This is a genomic window from Streptomyces sp. NPDC048211 (assembly GCF_043202315.1).
In the GTDB taxonomy this organism is placed as follows: domain Bacteria; phylum Actinomycetota; class Actinomycetes; order Streptomycetales; family Streptomycetaceae; genus Streptomyces.
Genome location: NZ_JBIDAD010000002.1, coordinates 975015 through 995545, shown reverse-complemented (window position 1 = coordinate 995545; position 20531 = coordinate 975015). Strand labels below are relative to the sequence as shown.

Here is a 20531-nt window from a genome sequence, read left to right as displayed (position 1 = left end):
TGCGGAGTGAGGACGGTGGACAAGCGGGGGTCGAACGGGCGGAGACGGAGGGTCAGGTCTCTCCGTGGGTCGACGTCCGGCGCTGGACGAGGACGGCCGCGACGATGATCGCGCCCTTGGCGATCTGCTGGACATCGGTCTGCAGGTTGTTGAGCGCGAAGATGTTGGTGATCGTGGTGAAGACGAGGACACCCAGGACGGAGCCGACGATGGTGCCGCGGCCGCCGGTGAGCAGGGTGCCGCCGATGATCGCGGCGGCGATGGCGTCGAGCTCGTACAGGTTGCCGTTGGTGTTCTGGCCCGATCCGGACAGGATGATCAGCATGAAGGCGGCGATGCCGCAGCAGAGCCCGGACAGCAGGTAGAGGTAGAGCCGCTGCCGGCGTACGTCGATGCCGGCCAGCCGGGCCGCTTCCGCGTTGCCGCCGACTGCGACCGTGCGCCGCCCGAAGGTCGTACGGTTCAGCACCAGCCAGCCCACGACGGTGACCACCGCGAACATCATGACCAGCGGCGGGATGCCGAGGACGTACGCGTCGGGCAGCCCCAGGTCGAGGACCGACTTGACGGTGACGATCTGCGTCTTTCCGTCGGTGATGTTCAGGGCCAGTCCGCGGGCGGAGGCGAGCATCGCCAGCGTCGCGATGAACGGCACCAGCCTGCCGTACGCGATCAGCACGCCGTTGACGAGTCCGGCGCCGAGGCCGACCAGGACGGCGGTGAAGAGGATGCCCGCGAAGCCGAAGTCCTGGGTGGCGAGCGTCGTCGCCCAGACGGAGGCGAGCGCGACCATGGCGCCCACGGACAGGTCGATGCCACCGCCGATGATGACGAAGGTCATGCCGACGGTGACGACACCGATGACGGACGCCTGGGTCAGGATGAGCTGGAGGTTCCCGGTGTCCAGGAAGGCGTCGGGCTCGGTGATGCCACCGACGACGACGAGCGCGGCGAGGACGCCGAGCAGGGAGAGGTTGCGGACGTCCGCGCGGAACCCGAAGGCACGCGGGGACCGGTCCTTCTTCGGGGACGCGGGGGCGGACACGGGCACGGCGCCCTTGTCCGGCCCGCTCTGCTGCGCCGATGAGACGGGCTGCGTCATGACGTCGGGCTCCCTTCCATCACGAGGTCGAGTACACGGTGCTCGTCGAGCTCCCCCGCGTCCGCCGTGTGCACGACGCGGCCTTCACGGAGGACCAGCACCCGGTCGGCGAGGCCCAGGACTTCGGGCACTTCGCTGGAGACGAGCAGAACGGCGAGGCCTTCGTCGGCCAGCCGGCGGATCACGGCGTAGAGCTCGGCGCGGGCGCCGACGTCCACTCCGCGGGTCGGTTCGTCGAGCAGCATCACCCGGCAGCCGCGCAGCAGCCAGCGGGCGAGGACCGCCTTCTGCTGGTTGCCGCCGGACAGGGTGCGGACGGGGGTGTCCGGGTTGTCGGGGCGCAGGGAGAGTTCGCGGGTGGCGGCGCGGGCCGCCTTCCGCTCAGCTCCCCGGTCGACCCAACCACCCCTGGAGAAGCGGGACATGGAGGAAACAGAGACATTGCGGGTGACGGATTCGAGCATCAGCAGGGCCTGCGCCTTGCGTTCCTCGGGGGCGAGACCGATGCCTGCGGCGACGGCGGCGCGTACGCTGCCGGGCCGCAGCGGCCTGCCCGCGACCGTGACCCGGCCCGCGGTGGCCTTGCGGGCCCCGTAGATGGTCTCCAGGATCTCGGAGCGCCCGGAGCCGACGAGGCCGGCGAGGCCGACGATCTCACCGGGCCTGAGCTCCAGGTCGACCGGGTCGAACTCGCCCTTCCTGGCGAGGCCTTGGACCTTGAGGACCGGGGCGGGAGTGGACCGGACGTCCTCGGGGACGGGTTCGGGCCGGGGCGGGAAGACGTACTCGACGTTGCGGCCGGTCATCATGGCAACGATGTCGCGCGTGGGTGTGGACTCGGCGGGGAGTCCCACCGCGACGGCCCGGCCGTCCTTGAGCACGGTCACCCGGTCGCCGATCCGGCGGATCTCCTCCAGGCGGTGCGAGATGTAGACGACGGCGACGCCGTCGGCGGTCAGCGAGGCGACGATCCGGAAGAGGTTGTCGACCTCGTCCGGGTCGAGGGCGGCGGACGGCTCGTCCATCACGATGAGGCGTACGTCGTGGGAGAGCGCCCGGGCCATGGAGACGATCTGCTGCTGGGCCGCGGAGAGTTCACCGACCGCGCGGGCGGGGTCGATCTCCGGGTGGCCGAGGCGTCGCAGCAGCGCGGCGGCCGCGGTGCGGCCCTCGCGGGTACGGACGACGAAGCCGGCGCTGGTCGGTTCATGGCCCAGGAAGACGTTCTCGGCGACCGACAGGTCCTCGACCAGGTCGAGTTCCTGGTAGATGGTGGCGATCCCGAGACGCATCGCGGTGATCGGCGACTTGAGTACGGCAGGAGTCCCGCACCAGGTGATCTCGCCGTCGTCGGGCTGGTGGGCCCCGGCGAGCACCTTGATGAGGGTGGACTTGCCGGCGCCGTTCTGGCCGAGGAGGCAGTGGACTTCGCCGGCCTGGACCTCCAGGTCCACGCCGTCGAGGGCGCGCACACCGGGGAAGGACTTGGTGATGCCGGACATGGTGAGCAGCGGTGGTTCTGGAGCCATGACAAATCCCCTCGGCGGATGGGGTATCCCCGCTCGGGCGGAGGCCGGAGCGTGGGGAAGGGCCGGTGAGCGGGCAGGGCGCAGTGCTGTTCCGGGGTGGTGCCCGGACCCCGGCCTGGAGCGCGGGGGCGGTGCCTTTGGTGCTGGCCGGGTGGCTTCGAGAAGGTCAGGCGGGTGAGAAGAGGTGGTCGCTGATGAGCCTGGCCGCGCCGATGACTCCGGCGGCGGGTCCGAGCTCGCCCAGCACGATCGGGAGATTGCCGGTGGCCAGCGGCAGGGACTGCCGGTAGACCTGGGTCCGGACGCTGGCCAGCAGCGTGTGGCCCAGTCCGGTCACCCCGCCGCCGATCACCACCAGACCGGGGTTGAAGAAGCTGACGAGTCCGGCGATGACCTGTCCGACCCGGTTGCCGCCTTCGCGGATCAGGTCGAGCGAGGTGGGGTCGCCGGCGGCCGCGGCAGCGGCCACGTCGACGGCGGTGAGTTTCCCGGACGCCTCCAGCCGGGCCGCGAGCTCCGGGGACTGACCGGCACGTGCCGCGTCCTCGGCGTCGCGGGCCAGTGCGGCGCCGCTGAAGTGTGCTTCCAGGCAGCCCCGGTTGCCGCAGGCGCAGGGACGCCCGTCGGGTTCGACCTGGATGTGGCCGATGTCGCCGGCGCTGCCCGTCGTACCGCGGTGGACCTCCCCGCCGACGACGATGCCGCAGCCGATGCCGGTGCCGATCTTGACGCAGAGGAAGTCGCCCACGGAGCGGGCGACGCCCGCGTGCTGCTCCCCCATCGCCATCAGGTTCACGTCGTTGTCGACCATGACGGGGCAGCCCAGTTCCTGGCTGAGCGCCTCGCGGACCGGGAATCCGTCCCAGCCGGGCATGATCGGCGGTGCGACCGGGATGCCTTCGGGAAAGCGCACCGGTCCCGGTACGCCGATGCCCGCGCCGTCGAACCCTTCGGCGAGCCCGGAGGCCCGGAGCTTGGCCGCCATGGACAGCACCTGCTCGAAGATGGCGACGGGGCCTTCGCGTACGTCCATGGGGTGGTTGAGGTGGCCCAGGACCTCCAGCTCCGCGTTGGTGACCGCCACATCGACCGAGGTGGCGCCGATGTCGACGCCGAGGAAGCGCAGTGCCGGGGCGAGCCGGATGTTGTGCGAGCGACGCCCGCCGCGGGATGCGGCGAGTCCGTCGGCCACGACAAGGCCGGTCTCCAGCAGTCTGTCCACCTCGACGGCGAGCTTGGAGCGGGAGAGATCGACCTGATCCCCCAGCTGTGCCCGTGAGTTGGGCCCGCCGTCGCGCAACAGCCGAAGCAGTCGCGCCTGATGCGCATTCGCGGGTCGTGCCGTCATTCGTCTCACGCGCCCCTCCCCGCCACATCGGCCTGTCCGTCGGGCTTTGGAGGGGAACGTAGCAGCGGTTGCCGGGAGTGGGAAGAAGTTGCGCAGGAATCCGCCTCAACTTTCTCCACCCTGAGGACAAAGGGGGGTGATGAGGCGTGCGCCGGGGCCGTGCGAACCGGGCGCCCGTCCGGACACCGCCACCGCCGGCCCCTCCTGGGCAGCCGCTCCCCCGGCCCGCTCACGTAGCATGGGACGATGCGGACTTTCACGCACGGCACGGCCGTGTGGGACGTCGCGAGCCCCCTGCGCCCCAGCCGGGTGGCCGGTATCGGCATGGCCGGGTTCCGCGCCCGCGACCTGGACGCGCTGCGGATGGTCCCGCACCCGGCCGTGACGCTTCTCCTGGATTTCGGCGCCGGATCCCCCGTCCTCGACTACGCCGCCGGGCAGCAGCGGGGAAGCCTCGTAGCCGGGCCGGGACTGGGTGCCGGAGGGGCGGTCCGGGCCTGGGGAGAGAACGTCGAGTGCGTACAGGTGCGCCTGTCCCCGGTGATCGCACGCGCGGTCCTGGGTGCCTCCCCCGCCGAACTCGACGGCGCCGTCGTGCCCCTGGACGACCTGTGGGGCCGGGAGGTGTCCCGCATCCGCGAGCGACTGAGCGAGGTCGCGTCGTGGCAGGACCGCTTCGGGATGACGGACGCGCTGCTCTGCCGCCGGTACGCGGCGGGGCCTCCGGTGGACCCGGAGGTGGCCTGGGCCTGGAAGCGGATCATCGGCAGCCGCGGCCTGGTCCGGGTGGACGGACTCGCGGCCGAGGTCGGATGGAGCCGCAAGCGCCTGTGGTCGCGGTTCCGGTCGCAGCTCGGCCTCCCGCCCAAACGCGCGGGGAGGCTGGTGCGCTTCGACCATGCCGCGCACCGCCTGGTCGCGGGGGTGGGAGCGGCCCGAGTCGCGGCCGACGCCGGCTACACCGACCAGTCCCACCTGCATCGTGACGTCATGGCGTTCACCGGGGCGACCCCTTCGGCCGTGGCCGGCGAACGGTTTCTCGCCGTCGACGGCCTCGCGTGGCCCGGCCGCGGAACACCCGCCGAGCCTCGCGTCTCCACGGGCCTCCGGTCCGGCCGCCTCCCGGAGGCGTGAGAGTCACCGCCGGGAGCGGGGGCGCCCCCGGTGGGCCACGGGGTGCGGAATCAGCTCTCTTCGCGCTGGTGGTACGTCTGACGGGTGTGCTCGGTGTGGGCCCGCATGACCGCCGTCGCCCGCTGCTCGTCGCGCGAGGAGATCGCGGCGATCAGGGAGCGGTGCTCGATCCAGGACTGGGTACCGCGCTGCCGTGCGACGGGGGTGTAGTACCAGCGGACCCGGGCGTCCACCTGCCCGGCCAGTTCGGAGAGGACGACGTTGCCGGCCAGCTCCATCACCTTGGCGTGGAAAGCGGCGTTGGTCGCCACCGCCAGGTCCACGTCGTCGTCGGCGACGGCCTGCTCCCCCTTGGCGCAGAGCTCCTCCAGGGCGGCGATGCCCGCCGTGCCGGAGTTGGCGGCGGCCAGCCGGGCGGCCTCCGCCTCCAGGAGCGTACGGACCGAGAGCAGTTGGTCCGCCTCTTCCTCCGTGGGCTCGTGGACGAACGCACCCTGGGCCGGGCGCAGATCGACCCATCCCTCGGTGTTGAGCCGTTGCAACGCCTCACGCACCGGCTGCCGGGACACCCCGAGGTGGCCGGCCAGCTCACTCTCGACCAGATGCTGTCCGGGGCGGAGCGCCCGGGTGGTGATGAGTTCGAGCAGCGCCTCGTAGACGCGCTCGCGCAGCGGACCGGGCCGTTCCAGCTTCGGCACAGCCCCCTGCGGCAGTCCTGTGGACAACATCGCGGTCCCCCTCCGGGCGACGAGCAATTGCTTATCGTCTACAGTCTACCGAGCACAACGCCCCTCAGGGACAGCGGATCACCTGTCCGGCATAACTGAGGTTCCCGCCGAAGCCGAAAAGCAGCGCCGGAGCACCGGTGGCGACCTCGCCCCGCTCCACCAGCTTGGACAGGGCCATCGGAATCGAGGCCGCGGACGTATTGCCGGAATCCACCACATCCCGGGCGATGACCGCGTTGACCGCGCCGATCTTCCTGGCGACGGGTTCGATGATCCTCAGATTGGCCTGATGCAACACCACCGCGGCGAGATCCTCGGGGGTGATTCCGGCCTTTTCACATACCTTGCGCGCGATGGGCGGCAGTTGAGTGGTGGCCCAGCGGTAGACGGACTGCCCTTCCTGGGCGAAGCGCGGCGGCGTGCCCTCGATCCGTACCGCGTCCCCCATCCCCGGCACGGAACCCCACAGCACCGGGCCGATCCCGGGCCGGCCGTCGGCGCCCGGATCGGCGACCACGACCGCCGCACCGGCGCCGTCGCCCATCAGCACACAGCTGGAGCGGTCGGTCCAGTCGACGATGTCGCCCATCTTGTCGGCGCCGATCACGAGGGCGCGCGTGGCGGCACCGGCCCGGACGGCGTGGTCGGCGGTGGCGAGGGCGTGGGTGAAACCTGAACAGACCACGTTGATGTCCATCACCGCGGGCGAGGACATGCCGAGACGCGCGGCGACCCGGGCCGACATGCTCGGCGAGCGGTCGATCGCCGTGGAGGTGGCGACCAGCACCAGGTCGATGTCGGCCGGCTGCAGGCCGGCGGCGGCGAGCGCCTTGGCCGCCGCGTGCGCGGCCAGCTCGTCCACCGGCTCGTCGGGACCGCCGAGGTGCCGGGTCTTGATGCCGACACGGCTGGTGATCCACTCGTCGCTGGTGTCGACCATCGCCGCCAGGTCGTGGTTGGTGAGCACCTTGGCGGGCTGATAGTGGCCGAGCGCCACGACACGTGAGCCGGTCATATTCAGGTTCCCCTCGCTACATATGGCAGGAACCATCCAGTCTTGGTCGCTACCGCCCGGTACAGGGGCACGTGATCCCACAGGAATACCGGCCGGAGGTTGGAGGCTTGACAACAGCCTTGACCCCTTGGACCGCATACTGTAGACAATATTCTGTCGACTTGACAGTGTCTGCCGCTCCTCCTACCCGCACATCCCCGCTGCTTCCCCGCTCCCGCCTCGCTCGGTCAGCTACCGAACGGAGAGCCCCGTGAAAGTCGCAGTTGTCGGTGCCGGCGCGATCGGCGCCTATGTCGGGGCCGCGCTCCACCGCGCCGGCGCCGAGGTCCATCTCATCGCCCGCGGGCCGCATCTGGCCGCCATGCGCCGCGACGGCGTACGCGTCCTCAGCCCCCGCGGCGATTTCACCGCACGCCCTTCGGCCACCGACGATCCGTCGGAGGTCGGGCCCGTCGACTTCGTGTTCCTCGGGCTCAAGGCCAACTCGTACGCGGCGTCGGGCCCCCTGGTCCACCCGCTGCTGCACGACCGTACGGCGGTCGTCGCCGCGCAGAACGGCATACCGTGGTGGTACTTCCACGGTCTCGCGGGCCCGCACGCCGGGCGCCGCATCAACAGCGTCGACCCGGCGGGCACGGTCAGCTCCACCCTTCCGCCCGAGCGGGCCATCGGCTGCGTCGTCTACGCGGCGACGGAGATCGAGGCCCCCGGCGTCGTCCGCCATCTCGAAGGGACCCGGTTCGCCATCGGGGAGCCCGACCTGACCCTGTCGCGGCGCTGCCACGACTTCAGCGAGGCCATGGTCGCGGGCGGGCTCAAGTGCCCCGTCGAGGCGGATCTGCGCAAGGACATCTGGATCAAGCTGATCGGCAACATCTCGTTCAACCCGATCAGCGCGCTGTCCCGGGCCACCATGGGCCAGATCTGCCGGCACCCGGACACCCGCGCGCTCGTGGAGTCGATGATGCGCGAGACCCTCGACGTCGCGGCCGCGGTCGGCTGCCGGCCCGACATCTCCGTGGAACGGCGCATCGCCGGCGCCGAGCGCGTCGGCGACCACAAGACCTCCACCCTCCAGGACCTGGAGAAGGGCAAGCCCCTCGAACTCGACGTGCTGCTCGCGGCCGTCGTCGAACTGGCCGACCTGGCCGGGGCGCCCGTCCCGACGCTGCGCGCCGTTCACGCGCTCGCCGACCTCCTCGCCTCCACCTCCTCGGCCGCCACGGCGCCAGCAGGGAGCGCACCATGAACGACCACCGCAAGCGGCGCGCACGCAAGCAGTACGAGCGGCTGACGCATCCGCTGGTCCGGGACGCGGACGGAATCCTGCGGCAGGCAAGCTGGGACGAGGCGCTGGACCGCGCGGCTGCCGGATTCCGGCAGGCCCGTCGGGCCCACGGCCCCGACGCCTTCGCGATGCTGTCCTGCGCCCGCGCCACGAACGAGATGAACTACGTGGCACAGAAGTTCACCCGCGTGGTGATGGGCACCAACAACGTGGACTCCTGCAACCGCACCTGTCACGCCCCGAGCGTCGCCGGTCTCTCCGCGGCCTTCGGCTCGGGCGGCGGCACCTCCTCCTACGAGGAGGTCGAGCACACGGACCTCATCGTGATGTGGGGTTCCAACGCCCGGTTCGCCCACCCGATCTTCTTCCAGCACGTGCTGAAGGGCCTCCACAACGGGGCGCGCATGCACGCCGTCGATCCGCGCCGCACCTCGACAGCCCAGTGGGCGGAGAGCTGGCTCGGCCTGAACGTCGGTACGGACATCCCCCTCGCCCACGCCATCGGCCGCGAGATCATCCATGCCGGTCTGGTCAACCAGGCGTTCGTGACCCGCGCGACGACGGGTTACGAGGAGTACGCGGCGCTCGTCGAGCCGTGGACGCTCTCGGCGGCCGAGCAGGTCACCGGCGTGCCGGCCGAGGCCATCCGCAAGCTGGCCCACGCCTACGCCACCGCGGAACGGGCCCAGCTGTGCTGGACCCTCGGCATCACCGAGCACCACAACGGCACGGACAACGTCCGCGCGCTGATCAACCTGTCGATGCTCACCGGTCATGTCGGCCGGTACGGCTCCGGTGTCCAGCCCCTGCGCGGCCAGAACAACGTGCAGGGCGGCGGCGACATGGGCGCCATCCCCAACAAGCTGCCCGGCTTCCAGGACATCCTCGACCCGGAATCCCGGCAGAAGTTCGAACGGACCTGGGACACCGTCATCCAGCCCCGTTACGGCAAGACGCTCACCGAGATGTTCGAGTCGATGGAGAGCGGCGACCTGCGCGCGGTCTACTGCATCGGCGAGAACCCGGCCCAGTCGGAGGCCGACAGCGAACAGGCGGTCCGGCGGCTGCGGGCCCTGGACCATCTGGTGGTCCAGGACATCTTCCTGACGAAGACCGCCGAACTCGCGGACGTCGTCCTGCCCGCGACGGCCGCCTGGGCAGAGACCGACGGGACCACGACCAACAGCGAGCGCCGGGTCCAGCGGGTGCGGGCGGCCCTCCTCCCGCCGGGCGAGGCCCGGGAGGACATCGACATCATCTGCGCCCTGGCCGGACGCCTCGGCCACGACTGGAAGTTCACCGACGCCGAGACGGTCTGGAACGAACTGCGTTCGCTCTCGCCCGACCACTTCGGAATGACGTATGACCGGCTGGAGGAGCACCAGGGCCTCCAGTGGCCGTGCCCCGACACCGAGGGGCTCCCGTCGAGCTTCCTGCACGCCCGGCTCTGGGAGACCGATCCGGTACGTCGCGGCCCGGCCGCCCCCTTCGGCCTCGTCCAGCACGATCCGCCGGTCGACCTCACGGACGAGGTGTACCCGCTGCGCCTGACGACCGGACGCCGTCTCGACTCGTACAACACCGGTGTACAGAGCGGCGGTTACGCCTCACCACTGCGTCGCGGCGAGTACATCGAGCTCTGCCCGGAGGACGCGGTGACCTACGGCGTCGCGACCGGCGAGGAGGTGCGGGTCACCTCCAGGCGGGGCAGCGTCACCGCGCCGGTGTGGATCGATCCCGGGCTGCGGCCGGGGCTCGCCTTCATGACGATGCACTTCCCGGACGAGGTCGACACCAACGCGCTGACGATCGAGGCGAACTGCCCGATCGCCGGCACCGCCGAGTTCAAGGCGTCCGCCGTACGGATCGAGAAGCTGGTGCCCGCATGGACCTGAAATTCACCGACACGGCCCCGACGGATGCCGAACGGGACGCGGTCGACCGCCTGTTGGGGCCACCGCCGTCGGGCTGGGAGGGCGCCACGGCGCGCAGTGACGAGGATCTGCGGTGGGCGGTGGGCGGCGTGTCGGCCGCGAAGGACCGGCGCGACCAACTGCTGCCCGCCCTGCACGCGGTGAACGACCGGACCGGCTGGATCAGTGAGGGCGCGCTCGGCTACATCTGCCGCCGGCTGACGGTGGCCCCGGCGGAGGCGTACGGCGTCGCGACGTTCTACGCGATGTTCTCGCTGCGCCCCCGTCCGGCGAAGGTCCTCCACGTCTGCACGGACCTGGCCTGCGCGGCCCGCGGCTCGGCCGCGGTGTGCACGGACCTGACGGAGTCCTTCGCTCCTGCGGGTACGGCCACGGAGGGCGCGGTCTGGCAGGAGAGCCCCTGCCTGGGCCTGTGCGAACGGGCCCCGGCGGCGCTGCTGATCCGGGCGGGCTCCCCGCACACCGCCTCGGTCGTCGCCCCCGCCACCGCCGAGGCCCTCACCACGGCCGCCCGCGCCCCGGAGACCCTCCCCGCCGAGCCTTCGCCCGCGACCGCCGTCCCCCAGGCCGGCGGCGACCGTCTCGTCCTCCTCAAGCGCATCGGCGCCACGGACCCCGCCTCCCTCGACGACTACCGGGCGAACGGCGGCTACACCGCCCTGCGCCGCGCCTTCGCCCTCGGCCCCGCGGGTGTCATCCGTGAGGTACTGGACGCCGGGCTCGTCGGCCGGGGCGGCGCCGCGTTCCCGACCGGTCGCAAGTGGGAGGCCACGGCCCAGCAGCCCGACGGCCCGCACTACCTCGTCTGCAACGCGGACGAGAGCGAGCCGGGCACCTTCAAGGACCGGGTGCTGATGGAGGGCGACCCGTACGCCCTCGTCGAGGCGATGACCGTGGCCGGGTACGCCATCGGCGCCGGCCGCGGGTTCATCTATCTGCGCGGCGAGTACCCGCGGGCCTTCGCACGGCTCGGCCACGCCCTGGAGACCGCCCGCGCGCGGGGCCTGCTCGGTCCCGACATCCTCGGGCAGGGCTACGCCTTCGACATCGAGATCCGGCGGGGCGCGGGCGCGTACATCTGCGGCGAGGAGACCGCGATCTTCAACTCGATCGAGGGCCGGCGCGGCGAACCGAGGTCCAAGCCCCCGTTCCCGGTGGAGAAGGGCCTGTTCGGCAGGCCGACCGCCGTCAACAACGTCGAGACGCTGGTCAACGTCCTGCCGATCCTGGAGCGGGGCGCCGCCGCCTACGCCGCCACCGGGACCGGCACGTCCACCGGCACGAAGCTGTTCTGCGTGTCGGGACGGGTGGCCAGGCCCGGGGTCTACGAGCTGCCGTTCGGCGCGAGCCTGCGCGAACTGCTGGAGCTCGCGGGCCCGCCGGAGGATCTGCGGGCGGTGCTGCTCGGCGGCGCGGCGGGCGGCTTCGTTCGGCCCGACGAGCTGGACATCCCGCTCACCTTCGAGGGGACGCGGGCGGCCGGTACGACGCTCGGATCGGGCGTCGTCCTGGTCCTGGACGGCGCGGTCGAGCTCCCTCGCATCCTCCTGCGGATCGCAGAGTTCTTCCGCGACGAGTCGTGCGGGCAGTGTGTGCCGTGCCGGGTCGGAACGGTGCGGCAGGAGGAGGCCCTGCACCGGATCAAGGACCGTACGGGCGCCTCGGCCGCCGACGACGTCGCCCTGCTGCGCGAAGTGGGGCAGGCCATGCGCGACGCGTCGATCTGCGGTCTGGGCCAGACCGCGTGGAATGCTGTCGAATCCGCCATCGACCGTCTGGGGGTCTACCGGTGACCGCTGTTCCGTTGCGACTGCCGCGCCGGCTGATCGAGTTCACGCTCGACGGCCAGGAGACCCGGGTTCCCGAGGGATCGACGATTCTGGACGCCTGCCGGGCGGCGGGAAAGGACATCCCGACGCTGTGCCAGGGCGACACGCTCACCCCGAAGAACGCCTGCCGGGTCTGTGTCGTCGAAGTGGCGGGAGCCTGTACCCTCGCCCCGGCGTGTTCGCGCCGGGCCGAGGCGGGCATGACCGTGCTCACCGACAGCGAGCGGGCCCGGCACAGCCGCAAGGTCGTGCTGGAGCTGCTCGCGTCGTCCACCGATCTGTCGACGACCCCCCGGGCCGCCGAATGGATCAAGGAGTACGAGGCGAAGCCGGGCCGGTTCGGCGCCGACGCGGCCCGGCTCAACGAGGAGCCGAAGGTCGACAACGACCTCTACGTCCGCGACTACGACAAGTGCATCCAGTGCTACAAGTGCGTCGACGCGTGCGGCGAGCAGTGGCAGAACACGTTCGCGATCGCGGTCGCGGGCCGGGGTTTCGACGCCCGCGTCTCGACCGAGCACGGGGTGCCGCTCACCGACTCGGCGTGCGTCTACTGCGGCAACTGCATCGAGGTGTGCCCGACCGGGGCACTCTCCTTCAAGACCGAGTTCGACATGCGGGCGGCCGGGACCTGGGACGAACCGGCGCAGACGGAGACCACCACGGTCTGCGCCTACTGCGGAGTCGGCTGCAACGTCACGCTCCATGTGCAGGACAATGAGATCGTCAAGGTCACCTCGCCGCACGACAACCCGGTGACCCACGGCAACCTCTGCATCAAGGGCCGTTTCGGCTTCCAACACGTACAGAATCGGGTCTGACTGTCATGGGACGGGTCACCGAGCGCCGCCGCACCATCCGCATCCGGGACGGAGCCGTCTCCGCCCGCCCGGACACCCTCGTCGCCGAGGAGCCGCTGGAGATCCGGCTGAACGGCAAGGCGCTCGCCATCACGATGCGCACGCCGGGCGACGACTTCGCGCTCGCGGCCGGCTTCCTGGTGAGCGAGGGCGTGATCGGTGACGGCTCCGAGGTCCAGTCGATCGTGTACTGCGCCGGGGCGACGGCCGACGGGGTGAACACGTACAACGTGGTGGACGTGAAGCTCGCGCCCGGTGTGGTGGTCCCCGACATCACGCTGGAGCGCAACGTCTACACCACGTCCTCCTGCGGTCTGTGCGGCAAGGCCAGCCTGGACGCGGTGCGCACCACGACCCGGCACCCGGTCGCCGACAATCCCCCGGTCCGGGTCGGGCCCGAGCTGCTGGCCGCGCTCCCCGACCGGCTGCGTGCCTCGCAGCGGGTCTTCGACCGGACCGGGGGGCTGCACGCGGCGGCGCTGTTCTCCGAGACGGGCGAGCTGATCGACGTACGGGAGGACGTCGGCCGGCACAACGCGGTCGACAAGCTGGTCGGCAGGGCCCTGACCGACGACCGGCTCCCGCTGTCCCGGTCGATCCTGCTGGTCTCGGGCCGGGCCTCGTTCGAGCTGGCGCAGAAGGCGGTGATGGCCGGCATCCCGATGCTGGCGGCCGTCTCGGCGCCGTCGTCCCTCGCGGTCGACCTGGCCGCCGAGACCGGCCTGACCCTGGTCGGCTTCCTGCGGGGGCCTTCCATGAACGTGTACGCGGGCGAGCACCGCATCGCCCTGGAGGCGACGGCCGTCCAGGGCTGAGGAGCCTCGCCCGCTGCACGGGTGAGGGGCTGTCGGGTGGCCTCGGGCCGGGAAGCGGACGCTCTCCGGTGCGTGCCGGGGCGCGGCCGCCCGGCCGGAGGTCACCCGGCAGCCCCTGAGGGGTCCGGCCGGCGGGGAGCGCCCCCTGCGCCGGCCGGCCTCAGCCCACCGTGACGGGCTCCCGCGCGGAGGCGTTGTCCGTGAGCGGGTCCTGCGGGTCGCGGGCCCGCCGCTTCGCGATCACCGCGCACACCATGAGCTGCATCTGGTGGAAGAGCATCAGCGGCAGCACGGCGAGGCTCGCCTGCGCGCCGAACAGGACGCTGGCCATCGGCAGCCCTGAGGCGAGGCTCTTCTTGGAGCCGGCGAACTGGATGGCGATGCGGTCCTCGCGGCCGAAGCCGAGCCGCTTCGCCCCGTACCAGCTCACCGCGAGCATCAGCGCGAGCAGCACCGCCTCGGCGGCGAGCAGCGCGCCGAGCCGGGCCGGCGTGACCTGGTGCCAGATGCCCGCGACCATGCCCTCGCTGAACGCGGTGTAGACGACGAGCAGGATCGAGCCCCGGTCCACGTAGCCGAGGACCTTCTTGTGGCGGGCGATGAAGCCCCCGATCCAGCGGCGCAGCAGCTGTCCCGCGACGAACGGCAGCAGCAGCTGCACGCCGATCTTCAGCAGGGCGTCCGCGGAGAAGCCGCCACCGCTGTTGCCGAGGAGCGCCGCCGCGAGCAGCGGGGTGACGAAGATGCCGGCGATCGAGGAGAAGGAGCCCGCGCAGATCGCGGCGGGCACGTTGCCCCGGGCGATCGAGGTGAAGGCGATCGACGACTGGATCGTCGAGGGGACGAGGCAGAGGAAGAGGAAGCCGCTCTGCAGCTGGGGCGTCAGCACGTACGGCACCAGCCCCTTGCTCGCCAGTCCCAGCAGCGGGAAGACGACGAAGGTACAGGCCAGGACGGTGAGGTGGAGCCGCCAGTGCTTGAGCCCGTCGAGGGCCTCGGCGGTGGAGAGCCGTGCGCCGTAGAGGAAGAAGAGGAACGCGACCGCTCCCGTGGAGGCCCCGCCCGCCACGTCGGCGGCGGTGTCGGAGGCCGGCAGCAGAGCCGCGAGTACGACGGTGCCGATCAACGCCAGGATGTACGGGTCGATCGGCAGCCAGGACGGCAACTGCAGGGTGCGGCGGCTCATGTGCTCCACGTGTTCTCTCGTTCATCGTCGTGCCCTCTCCATCCTGCTCCTGATCATCGACATCGGGAATCCGGTATACCGCTCTTACTGTCATCACGGATCGCGATAGCCTCTGCCCATGTACGACCCCGCGCAGCTGCGCACCTTCCTCGCCGTCGCCCAGACCCTCAGCTTCACCGCGGCCGCCCGCCGGCTCGGGGTGCGGCAGTCCACGGTGAGCCAGCACGTGCGGCGGCTGGAGGACGCCACCGGGCGTCAGCTGTTCACCCGGGACACGCACCGGGTCGATCTCACGGTGGACGGCGAGGCGATGCTCGGCTTCGCGCGGACGATCCTGGAGGCGCACGAGCGGGCCTCGGCCTTCTTCACCGGGACCCGGCTGCGCGGGCGGCTGCGCTTCGGGGCGTCGGAGGACTTCGTGCTGACCCGGCTGCCGGAGATCCTGCAGTCGTTCCGCCGCGACCATCCGGAGGTCGAGCTGGAGCTGACCGTGGAACTGTCGGGCACGCTGCACCAGCAGCTGGCGGCGGGCCGTCTCGATCTGGTGCTCGCCAAGCGGCGGACCGGGGACACCCACGGGGAGCTGGTCTGGCAGGACGCGCTGGTCTGGATCGGTGCGCCCCGGCTGCGGATCGATCCGGAGCGCCCGGTGCCGCTCATCCTCTTCCCGCCGCCGGGCATCACCCGGGCCCGCGCGCTGGAGGTCCTGGAGGAGCAGGGGCGCTCGTGGCGGGTCGCGTGCACGAGCGGGAGCCTCAGCGGGCTGATCGCGGCCGCCCATGCGGGGCTCGGAGTGATGGCGCACAGTCGCGGCCTGGTCCCGCCGGGACTGACCCCGGTGGCGGCCAGGGAGGGGCTGCCGGAGCTGGGCGACGTGGACTTCGTCCTGCTGCACGGCAGGCACCGGGGCGGCGCGCAGCAGGCGGCGGACGCCCTGGCGGCGGCGATCCTGGCGGGCGGCGACCGGCTGATCCGGCCCTCGCGCGGAATCGGTGCGATCAGTGCGCGGGACCGCGCATGAGGGGCTGCGGGGCGGGGGAGAATGGACGGTACGCGGCGGCCCCGGGTGGTCCGGCCCGGGCCCGGCAGGTCCTGACAGACGCGGACCGATCCCCCGTTCCCGCACATAACCCGGTGATCACGGCGTACAGATTCGGTGGAGATTCCCGCGCGAGCTACTTACTCCATGGTCAGAAGCGCGCCCGGGCCTTGCCCATCTGGCCGGATTTCAGCACCTGACCAGTGCAGATACCACCTGGTCCCGACCCCTCCGGGCTCTCCCGCGGCGGCGTCCGGTGGGGTAGCGTCACGGCGCTGTGCGGAGCGCCACAAGGAGCAGGTCATTGCGTGAGTTCACTGTCCCACCCATGGCGGCCGCGCCCCACGTAGGCGGGCTCGCGGATGTCGTCTTCGACTACGCCGAGGAGGATCCGCACCGGATCGCCTTCGGCCGGAAAGACGCGGACGGACGCTGGCGGGATGTCACATCGGCGACGTTCCGCGACGAGGTGCTGGCCCTGGCCAAGGGGCTGATTGCGCACGGGGTGCGGTTCGGCGACCGGGTCGCCCTGATGTCGCGTACCCGTTACGAGTGGACCCTGTTCGACTTCGCCCTGTGGACGGTCGGCGCGCAGTCCGTGCCGGTTTATCCCACGTCCTCGGCCGAGCAGGTCCTGTGGATGCTGCACGACGCCGAGGTGTCGGCGGTGATGGTCGAGCACGAGGACCACGCCATGACGGTCGCGTCGGTGATCGACCGGCTGCCGCAGCTGAAGCGGCTGTGGCAGCTGGACGCCGACGCGGTGGCCGAGCTGGTCGGGGCCGGCGCCCATATCGACGACGACGTCGTGCACCGGCACCGGCGCGCGGTGACGCCCGAGTCGGTCGCGACCGTCATCTACACCTCGGGGACGACGGGCCGCCCGAAGGGCTGTGTGATCACCCACGCCAACTTCATGTTCGAGACGGAGACGATGGCCTCCCGCTGGGAGTCGGTCTTCCACTCCAAGCCGGGCGACGAGGCGGCGACCCTGCTCTTCCTGCCGCTTGCTCACGTCTTCGGGCGGATGGTGGAGGTCACGGCGATCCGCGGCCGGGTGAAACTCGGCCACCAGCCTGAACTCTCGGCGAAGGCGCTGATGCCGGACCTCGTGACGTTCCGTCCCACGTTCATCCTGGCGGTGCCGTACATCTTCGAGAAGGTCTTCAACGGGGCCCGGCGCAAGGCCGAGGCGGAGGGCCGGGTCGGGCCGTTCGACAAGGCCGTCGACATCGCGGTGAAGTACGCGGAGGCGATGGAGGCGCGGGCCTTCGGCACCGGTCCGGGGCCGTCCGCAGGGCTGCGGATGCAGCACCAGTTCTTCGACAAGGTCGTGTACAAGAAGGTGCGCGAGGCGATGGGCGGCCGGATCCGGCACGCCATGTCGGGCGGCTCGGGGATGGAACGGCAGCTCGGGCTGTTCTTCGCGGGCGCCGGTGTCACCGTGTACGAGGGGTACGGCCTGACCGAGACGACGGCCGCCGCGACCGCCAACCCGCCGGAGCGCACCCGGTACGGCACGGTGGGCCAGCCGATCCCCGGCACGACGGTGCACATCGCCGACGACGGCGAGATCTGGGTGTACGGGGCCAACGTGTTCGGCGGCTATCTGGGCGACCCGAAGGCCACCGCCGCGGTGCTCAACGAGGGCTGGCTGTCCACCGGCGACCTGGGGGCGCTGGACGAGGACGGCTATCTGACGATCACCGGGCGCAAGAAGGAGATCCTGGTGACGTCCGGCGGCAAGAGTGTCTCGCCGGCCGGTCTGGAGGAGCGGGTGCGGGCGCATCCGCTGGTGGCGCAGTGCATCGTGGTCGGCAACGACCGGCCGTACATCGCGGCGCTGGTCACCGTCGACCAGGAGTCCGTGGAGCACTGGCTCGCGATGCAGGGGCGGCAGGCGATGTCCCCGGGGGAACTGGTGCGGGACCCGGATCTGGAGATGGAGGTCCGGCGCGCGGTGGTGGCCGCGAACACGGCGGTCTCCCAGGCCGAGTCGATCCGTACGTTCCGGATCCTGGCCCACCAGTTCAGCGAGGAGCACGGTCTGCTCACGCCGTCGCTGAAACTGAAGCGCAAGGCGATCGAAACGGCGTACGCGACCGAGGTGGACGCGCTCTACCGCTGAACGAACCCGGACACCGTCCCGCTCCCGCGCGCGGCTCGGCCCGGACCCCGCGCGGGGAGTACGGTTCCGGTGAAAACGGCGCGCGGACGGGAATGTGTGGGCCGTCTTGATCGTTCACACTGGGAGTCCCACCCCCACAACGTTAGGATCGACCGCTCGTGAGCCAGGTCCCCTCCCTCACCCTCAACAACGGCGTCGAGATGCCGCAGCTCGGTTTCGGAGTCTGGCAGGTGCCGGACGACGAGGCGGCGACAGCGGTCGCCACGGCCATCGAGTCCGGGTACCGCAGCATCGACACCGCCGCGATCTACCGGAACGAGGTGGGCACCGGAAAGGCGATCGCGGCCTCCGGTGTCGCCCGCGAAGAGCTCTTCGTGACCACGAAGCTGTGGAACACGGAGCAGGGTTACGATGCGACGCTGCGCGCCTTCGACGCCTCCCTCGACAAGCTGGGCCTCGACTACGTCGACCTGTACCTGATCCACTGGCCGGTGCCGGCCAAGGACGCGTACGTCGACACGTACCGGGCGTTCGAGAAGATCTACGCAGACGGCCGCGCGAAGGCCATCGGCGTCTCGAACTTCCTCCCCGAGCACCTGGAGCGCCTGCTGGGCGAGACCTCCGTGGTGCCGGCGCTCAACCAGATCGAGCTGCACCCGCAGCTCCAGCAGGCCGATTCGCGCGCGCTGCACGCCAAGCACGGCATCGCCACGGAGGCCTGGTCGCCGCTCGGTTCGGGCAAGGGGCTCCTGGAGGTCCCGACGGTCGTCGCGGTCGCGCAGAAGCACGGTCGCACCCCCGCCCAGGCCGTGCTGCGCTGGCACCTCCAGACGGGCAACGTGGTGATCCCCAAGTCCGTGACGCCGTCGCGGATCAAGGAGAACATCGACGTGTTCGGCTTCGAACTGGACGCCGACGACCTGGCCGCGTTCGCCGCGCTGGACGAGGGCAAGCGGCTCGGCCCGAACCCGGGCGAGTTCAACGTCGGCGCCTGACACCGGACCGTACGGGGCCGAAGGCCCGACACCGCACCACCTGTGACCGCCGCCCGGCCCGGAGCCGGGCGGCGGTTTCGCCGTACCGGCCGCACGAGCCGTACGAGCCCATGAAGGGACCGGGACATGACCGGGGACACCGCGCCCGCCGTCGGGGCGGGTCTGTACCGGCTGCGCAATGTGGGCAGCGGGCTGGTGCTGGAGGTGCGGGATGCCGCGAAGGGCGGCGGCGCGCCGGTGCAGCAGAACGACGTCGACGGATCGGCGGCCCAGCACTGGGAGTTCACCCCCGTCCACGAGGGCGCGGCCCTGCACCACGTGGTCAACGCCCACAGCGGCAAGCGGCTGGACGTGCGCGGCGCCTCCACGGAGAACGGGGCCGTGATCCAGCAGTGGCGTGCGAACAACTTCGGTGCGCAGGAGTGGCTGATCGAACGGCATCTGGAGGCGCCGGGCACCGTGACGCTCGTCAGCTTCGTGAGCGGACTGGTCCTGGAGGTCGCCGACGGCAGCACGGCCGAGGGCGCACCCGTCCAGCAGTGGGAGGACACCGACTCCCCCGGCCAGTGGTGGCGGCTGGAACCGGTGTCCGGCACGTCCTGAGGCGCTCTCCGGCTCAGTCGTCGCGTTGCAGGACGTAGAGATCCAAGGTGTCGGCGTCGCCGATGTAGACGAAGAGCTTCGGACGGCCCGAGGTCCCGAGCACCTCCCAGGGGTCCAAGGAACAGCCTGCGACGGACACGTCCACCTGCTGGAACCACGGTCCGGCACCAGGGTCGTACTTCCAGCTCCCGGTGCCGGTGCACAGATGCGCCGCGGGTTCGAGCGAACCGTCGTCGAACGTCTCGATGCCGTTCGCCGTGGCCGTGCCGTCCTCCATGAGGACGAGCGTGCCGCCCTTCCCGTCGGACCACGTCCCGGCGGCCCCTTGATCGATCAGCCACGGAGGCTCGTAGGCGATCCCGGCGTAGAGGCCGATGCCGGCGAGGAGACCGGCAGTGGCGACGGCGAGCGCGCCGTACGAAGCCACCCGCCCGAACATCACGCCGGCGGACAGCCGCGGGCGGTCCGGCAGCAGCAGCCGGCGTGCAACCAGGGCCGAGGCGGCCAGCGCCACCGTCATCGCGAGCCACCCGCCGAGGGCGGCCAGGGGGCCCACTTCTCCGAGTGCCGCCGCGGCCAGGAACGGCAGCGCGGTCGCGGCGGCCGCCGACGCCGGGACCCACCACCACGACTCCCGCCCGGAGAACCGGCGACCGAGCCATCCGGCCAGGACCAGGAGCGGCATCACCACACCGACGGACATCAGGTAGCCGAGGACGGCACCGACCGCCGCCACGAACGGCATCAGCACGATCAGGTAGAAGAGTCCCAAGGCGTTGTAGGGAGGGCCGCTCGGGCTCTCCTCGGCCATGTCCCACACGACGAGCGCGATCACCCCGATCACACCCTCGACGAACAGCACCGACATCGAAGTCATCAGTACCGCGCCGAACCTGTCCCTCACGCGCGACTGACCCTGTCCCGGCTCCCGCATTTCTGAACGCATTCAAATCCCCTCCGCCCCGCATCCTCCTCCCTCGGAACGGATCTGTGCACCC

17 protein-coding genes are annotated in these 20531 nt (G+C 71.3%); 10 read left to right on the top strand and 7 right to left on the bottom strand.

Features of this window, described 5'->3' with window-relative positions; all coding sequences use genetic code 11:
- Positions 1-52: 52 nt before the first annotated feature.
- The 3 genes from ACGFZA_RS11260 to ACGFZA_RS11250 form a co-directional block, all read right to left on the bottom strand.
- Complete coding sequence (locus ACGFZA_RS11260) at positions 53-1102, bottom strand: ABC transporter permease (RefSeq protein WP_385283392.1); 1050 nt, start codon at positions 1100-1102, stop codon at positions 53-55.
- Positions 1099-2631, bottom strand: a complete 1533-nt coding sequence (locus ACGFZA_RS11255) for a sugar ABC transporter ATP-binding protein (RefSeq protein WP_393678715.1) — start codon at positions 2629-2631, stop codon at positions 1099-1101. Before ACGFZA_RS11255 ends, ACGFZA_RS11260 begins: the two co-directional genes overlap by 4 nt.
- Before the next feature lie 166 nt (positions 2632-2797).
- Positions 2798-3979, bottom strand: coding sequence for an ROK family protein (locus ACGFZA_RS11250; RefSeq protein ID WP_385283422.1), 1182 nt, complete (start codon positions 3977-3979; stop codon positions 2798-2800).
- A 246-nt stretch (positions 3980-4225) separates the two neighbouring features.
- On the opposite strand from ACGFZA_RS11250, the gene ACGFZA_RS11245 reads away from it, so the two are divergent.
- On the top strand, positions 4226-5113 hold the full coding sequence (locus ACGFZA_RS11245; RefSeq protein WP_393678714.1) for a helix-turn-helix domain-containing protein: 888 nt from the start codon (positions 4226-4228) through the stop codon (positions 5111-5113).
- Between the two features lie 50 nt (positions 5114-5163).
- Here ACGFZA_RS11245 and ACGFZA_RS11240 read toward each other — a convergent pair whose 3' ends face one another.
- Positions 5164-5841: a GntR family transcriptional regulator gene (locus ACGFZA_RS11240; RefSeq protein ID WP_385283385.1), complete on the bottom strand. Its 678-nt coding sequence runs from the start codon at positions 5839-5841 to the stop codon at positions 5164-5166.
- A 64-nt stretch (positions 5842-5905) separates the two neighbouring features.
- A complete protein-coding gene (locus tag ACGFZA_RS11235; protein ID WP_393678713.1) occupies positions 5906-6856 on the bottom strand; it encodes a beta-ketoacyl-ACP synthase III in 951 nt (316 codons plus the stop codon).
- A 250-nt stretch (positions 6857-7106) separates the two neighbouring features.
- Between ACGFZA_RS11235 and ACGFZA_RS11230 the strand changes: the two genes are divergently transcribed.
- The 5 genes from ACGFZA_RS11230 to fdhD are packed head-to-tail and all read left to right on the top strand — an operon-like array spanning position 7107 to position 13582.
- A complete protein-coding gene (locus tag ACGFZA_RS11230) occupies positions 7107-8105 on the top strand; it encodes a 2-dehydropantoate 2-reductase (RefSeq protein WP_393678712.1) in 999 nt (332 codons plus the stop codon).
- A complete protein-coding gene (locus ACGFZA_RS11225; protein WP_393678711.1) occupies positions 8102-10039 on the top strand; it encodes a molybdopterin oxidoreductase family protein in 1938 nt (645 codons plus the stop codon). Before ACGFZA_RS11230 ends, ACGFZA_RS11225 begins: the two co-directional genes overlap by 4 nt.
- Complete coding sequence (locus tag ACGFZA_RS11220; protein WP_393678710.1) at positions 10030-11871, top strand: NAD(P)H-dependent oxidoreductase subunit E; 1842 nt, start codon at positions 10030-10032, stop codon at positions 11869-11871. The genes ACGFZA_RS11225 and ACGFZA_RS11220 overlap by 10 nt, the downstream gene beginning before the upstream one ends.
- Positions 11868-12728, top strand: coding sequence for a 2Fe-2S iron-sulfur cluster-binding protein (locus ACGFZA_RS11215; protein ID WP_393678709.1), 861 nt, complete (start codon positions 11868-11870; stop codon positions 12726-12728). The genes ACGFZA_RS11220 and ACGFZA_RS11215 overlap by 4 nt, the downstream gene beginning before the upstream one ends.
- A 5-nt stretch (positions 12729-12733) precedes the next feature.
- Positions 12734-13582, top strand: coding sequence for a formate dehydrogenase accessory sulfurtransferase FdhD (gene fdhD / locus ACGFZA_RS11210; RefSeq protein WP_393678708.1), 849 nt, complete (start codon positions 12734-12736; stop codon positions 13580-13582).
- A gap of 160 nt (positions 13583-13742) precedes the next feature.
- Here the strand turns inward: fdhD and ACGFZA_RS11205 are convergent, their stop codons facing one another.
- Positions 13743-14768 (bottom strand): bile acid:sodium symporter family protein, encoded by a 1026-nt coding sequence (locus ACGFZA_RS11205; protein ID WP_393678707.1) that lies wholly within the window; start codon positions 14766-14768, stop codon positions 13743-13745.
- Between the two features lie 118 nt (positions 14769-14886).
- Between ACGFZA_RS11205 and ACGFZA_RS11200 the strand changes: the two genes are divergently transcribed.
- The 4 genes from ACGFZA_RS11200 (at position 14887) to ACGFZA_RS11185 (ending at position 19533) form a co-directional block, all read left to right on the top strand.
- On the top strand, positions 14887-15789 hold the full coding sequence (locus ACGFZA_RS11200; RefSeq protein ID WP_385283360.1) for a LysR substrate-binding domain-containing protein: 903 nt from the start codon (positions 14887-14889) through the stop codon (positions 15787-15789).
- Positions 15790-16135: 346 nt separating this feature from the next.
- Positions 16136-17935, top strand: a complete 1800-nt coding sequence (locus ACGFZA_RS11195; protein WP_385283419.1) for an AMP-dependent synthetase/ligase — start codon at positions 16136-16138, stop codon at positions 17933-17935.
- A gap of 158 nt (positions 17936-18093) precedes the next feature.
- Positions 18094-18930: an aldo/keto reductase gene (locus tag ACGFZA_RS11190; protein ID WP_385283357.1), complete on the top strand. Its 837-nt coding sequence runs from the start codon at positions 18094-18096 to the stop codon at positions 18928-18930.
- 126 nt (positions 18931-19056) lie between these two features.
- Positions 19057-19533, top strand: a complete 477-nt coding sequence (locus ACGFZA_RS11185) for an RICIN domain-containing protein (RefSeq protein ID WP_385283354.1) — start codon at positions 19057-19059, stop codon at positions 19531-19533.
- A gap of 13 nt (positions 19534-19546) precedes the next feature.
- Here the strand turns inward: ACGFZA_RS11185 and ACGFZA_RS11180 are convergent, their stop codons facing one another.
- On the bottom strand, positions 19547-20410 hold the full coding sequence (locus ACGFZA_RS11180; RefSeq protein ID WP_393678706.1) for a hypothetical protein: 864 nt from the start codon (positions 20408-20410) through the stop codon (positions 19547-19549).
- Positions 20411-20531 lie beyond the last annotated feature (121 nt).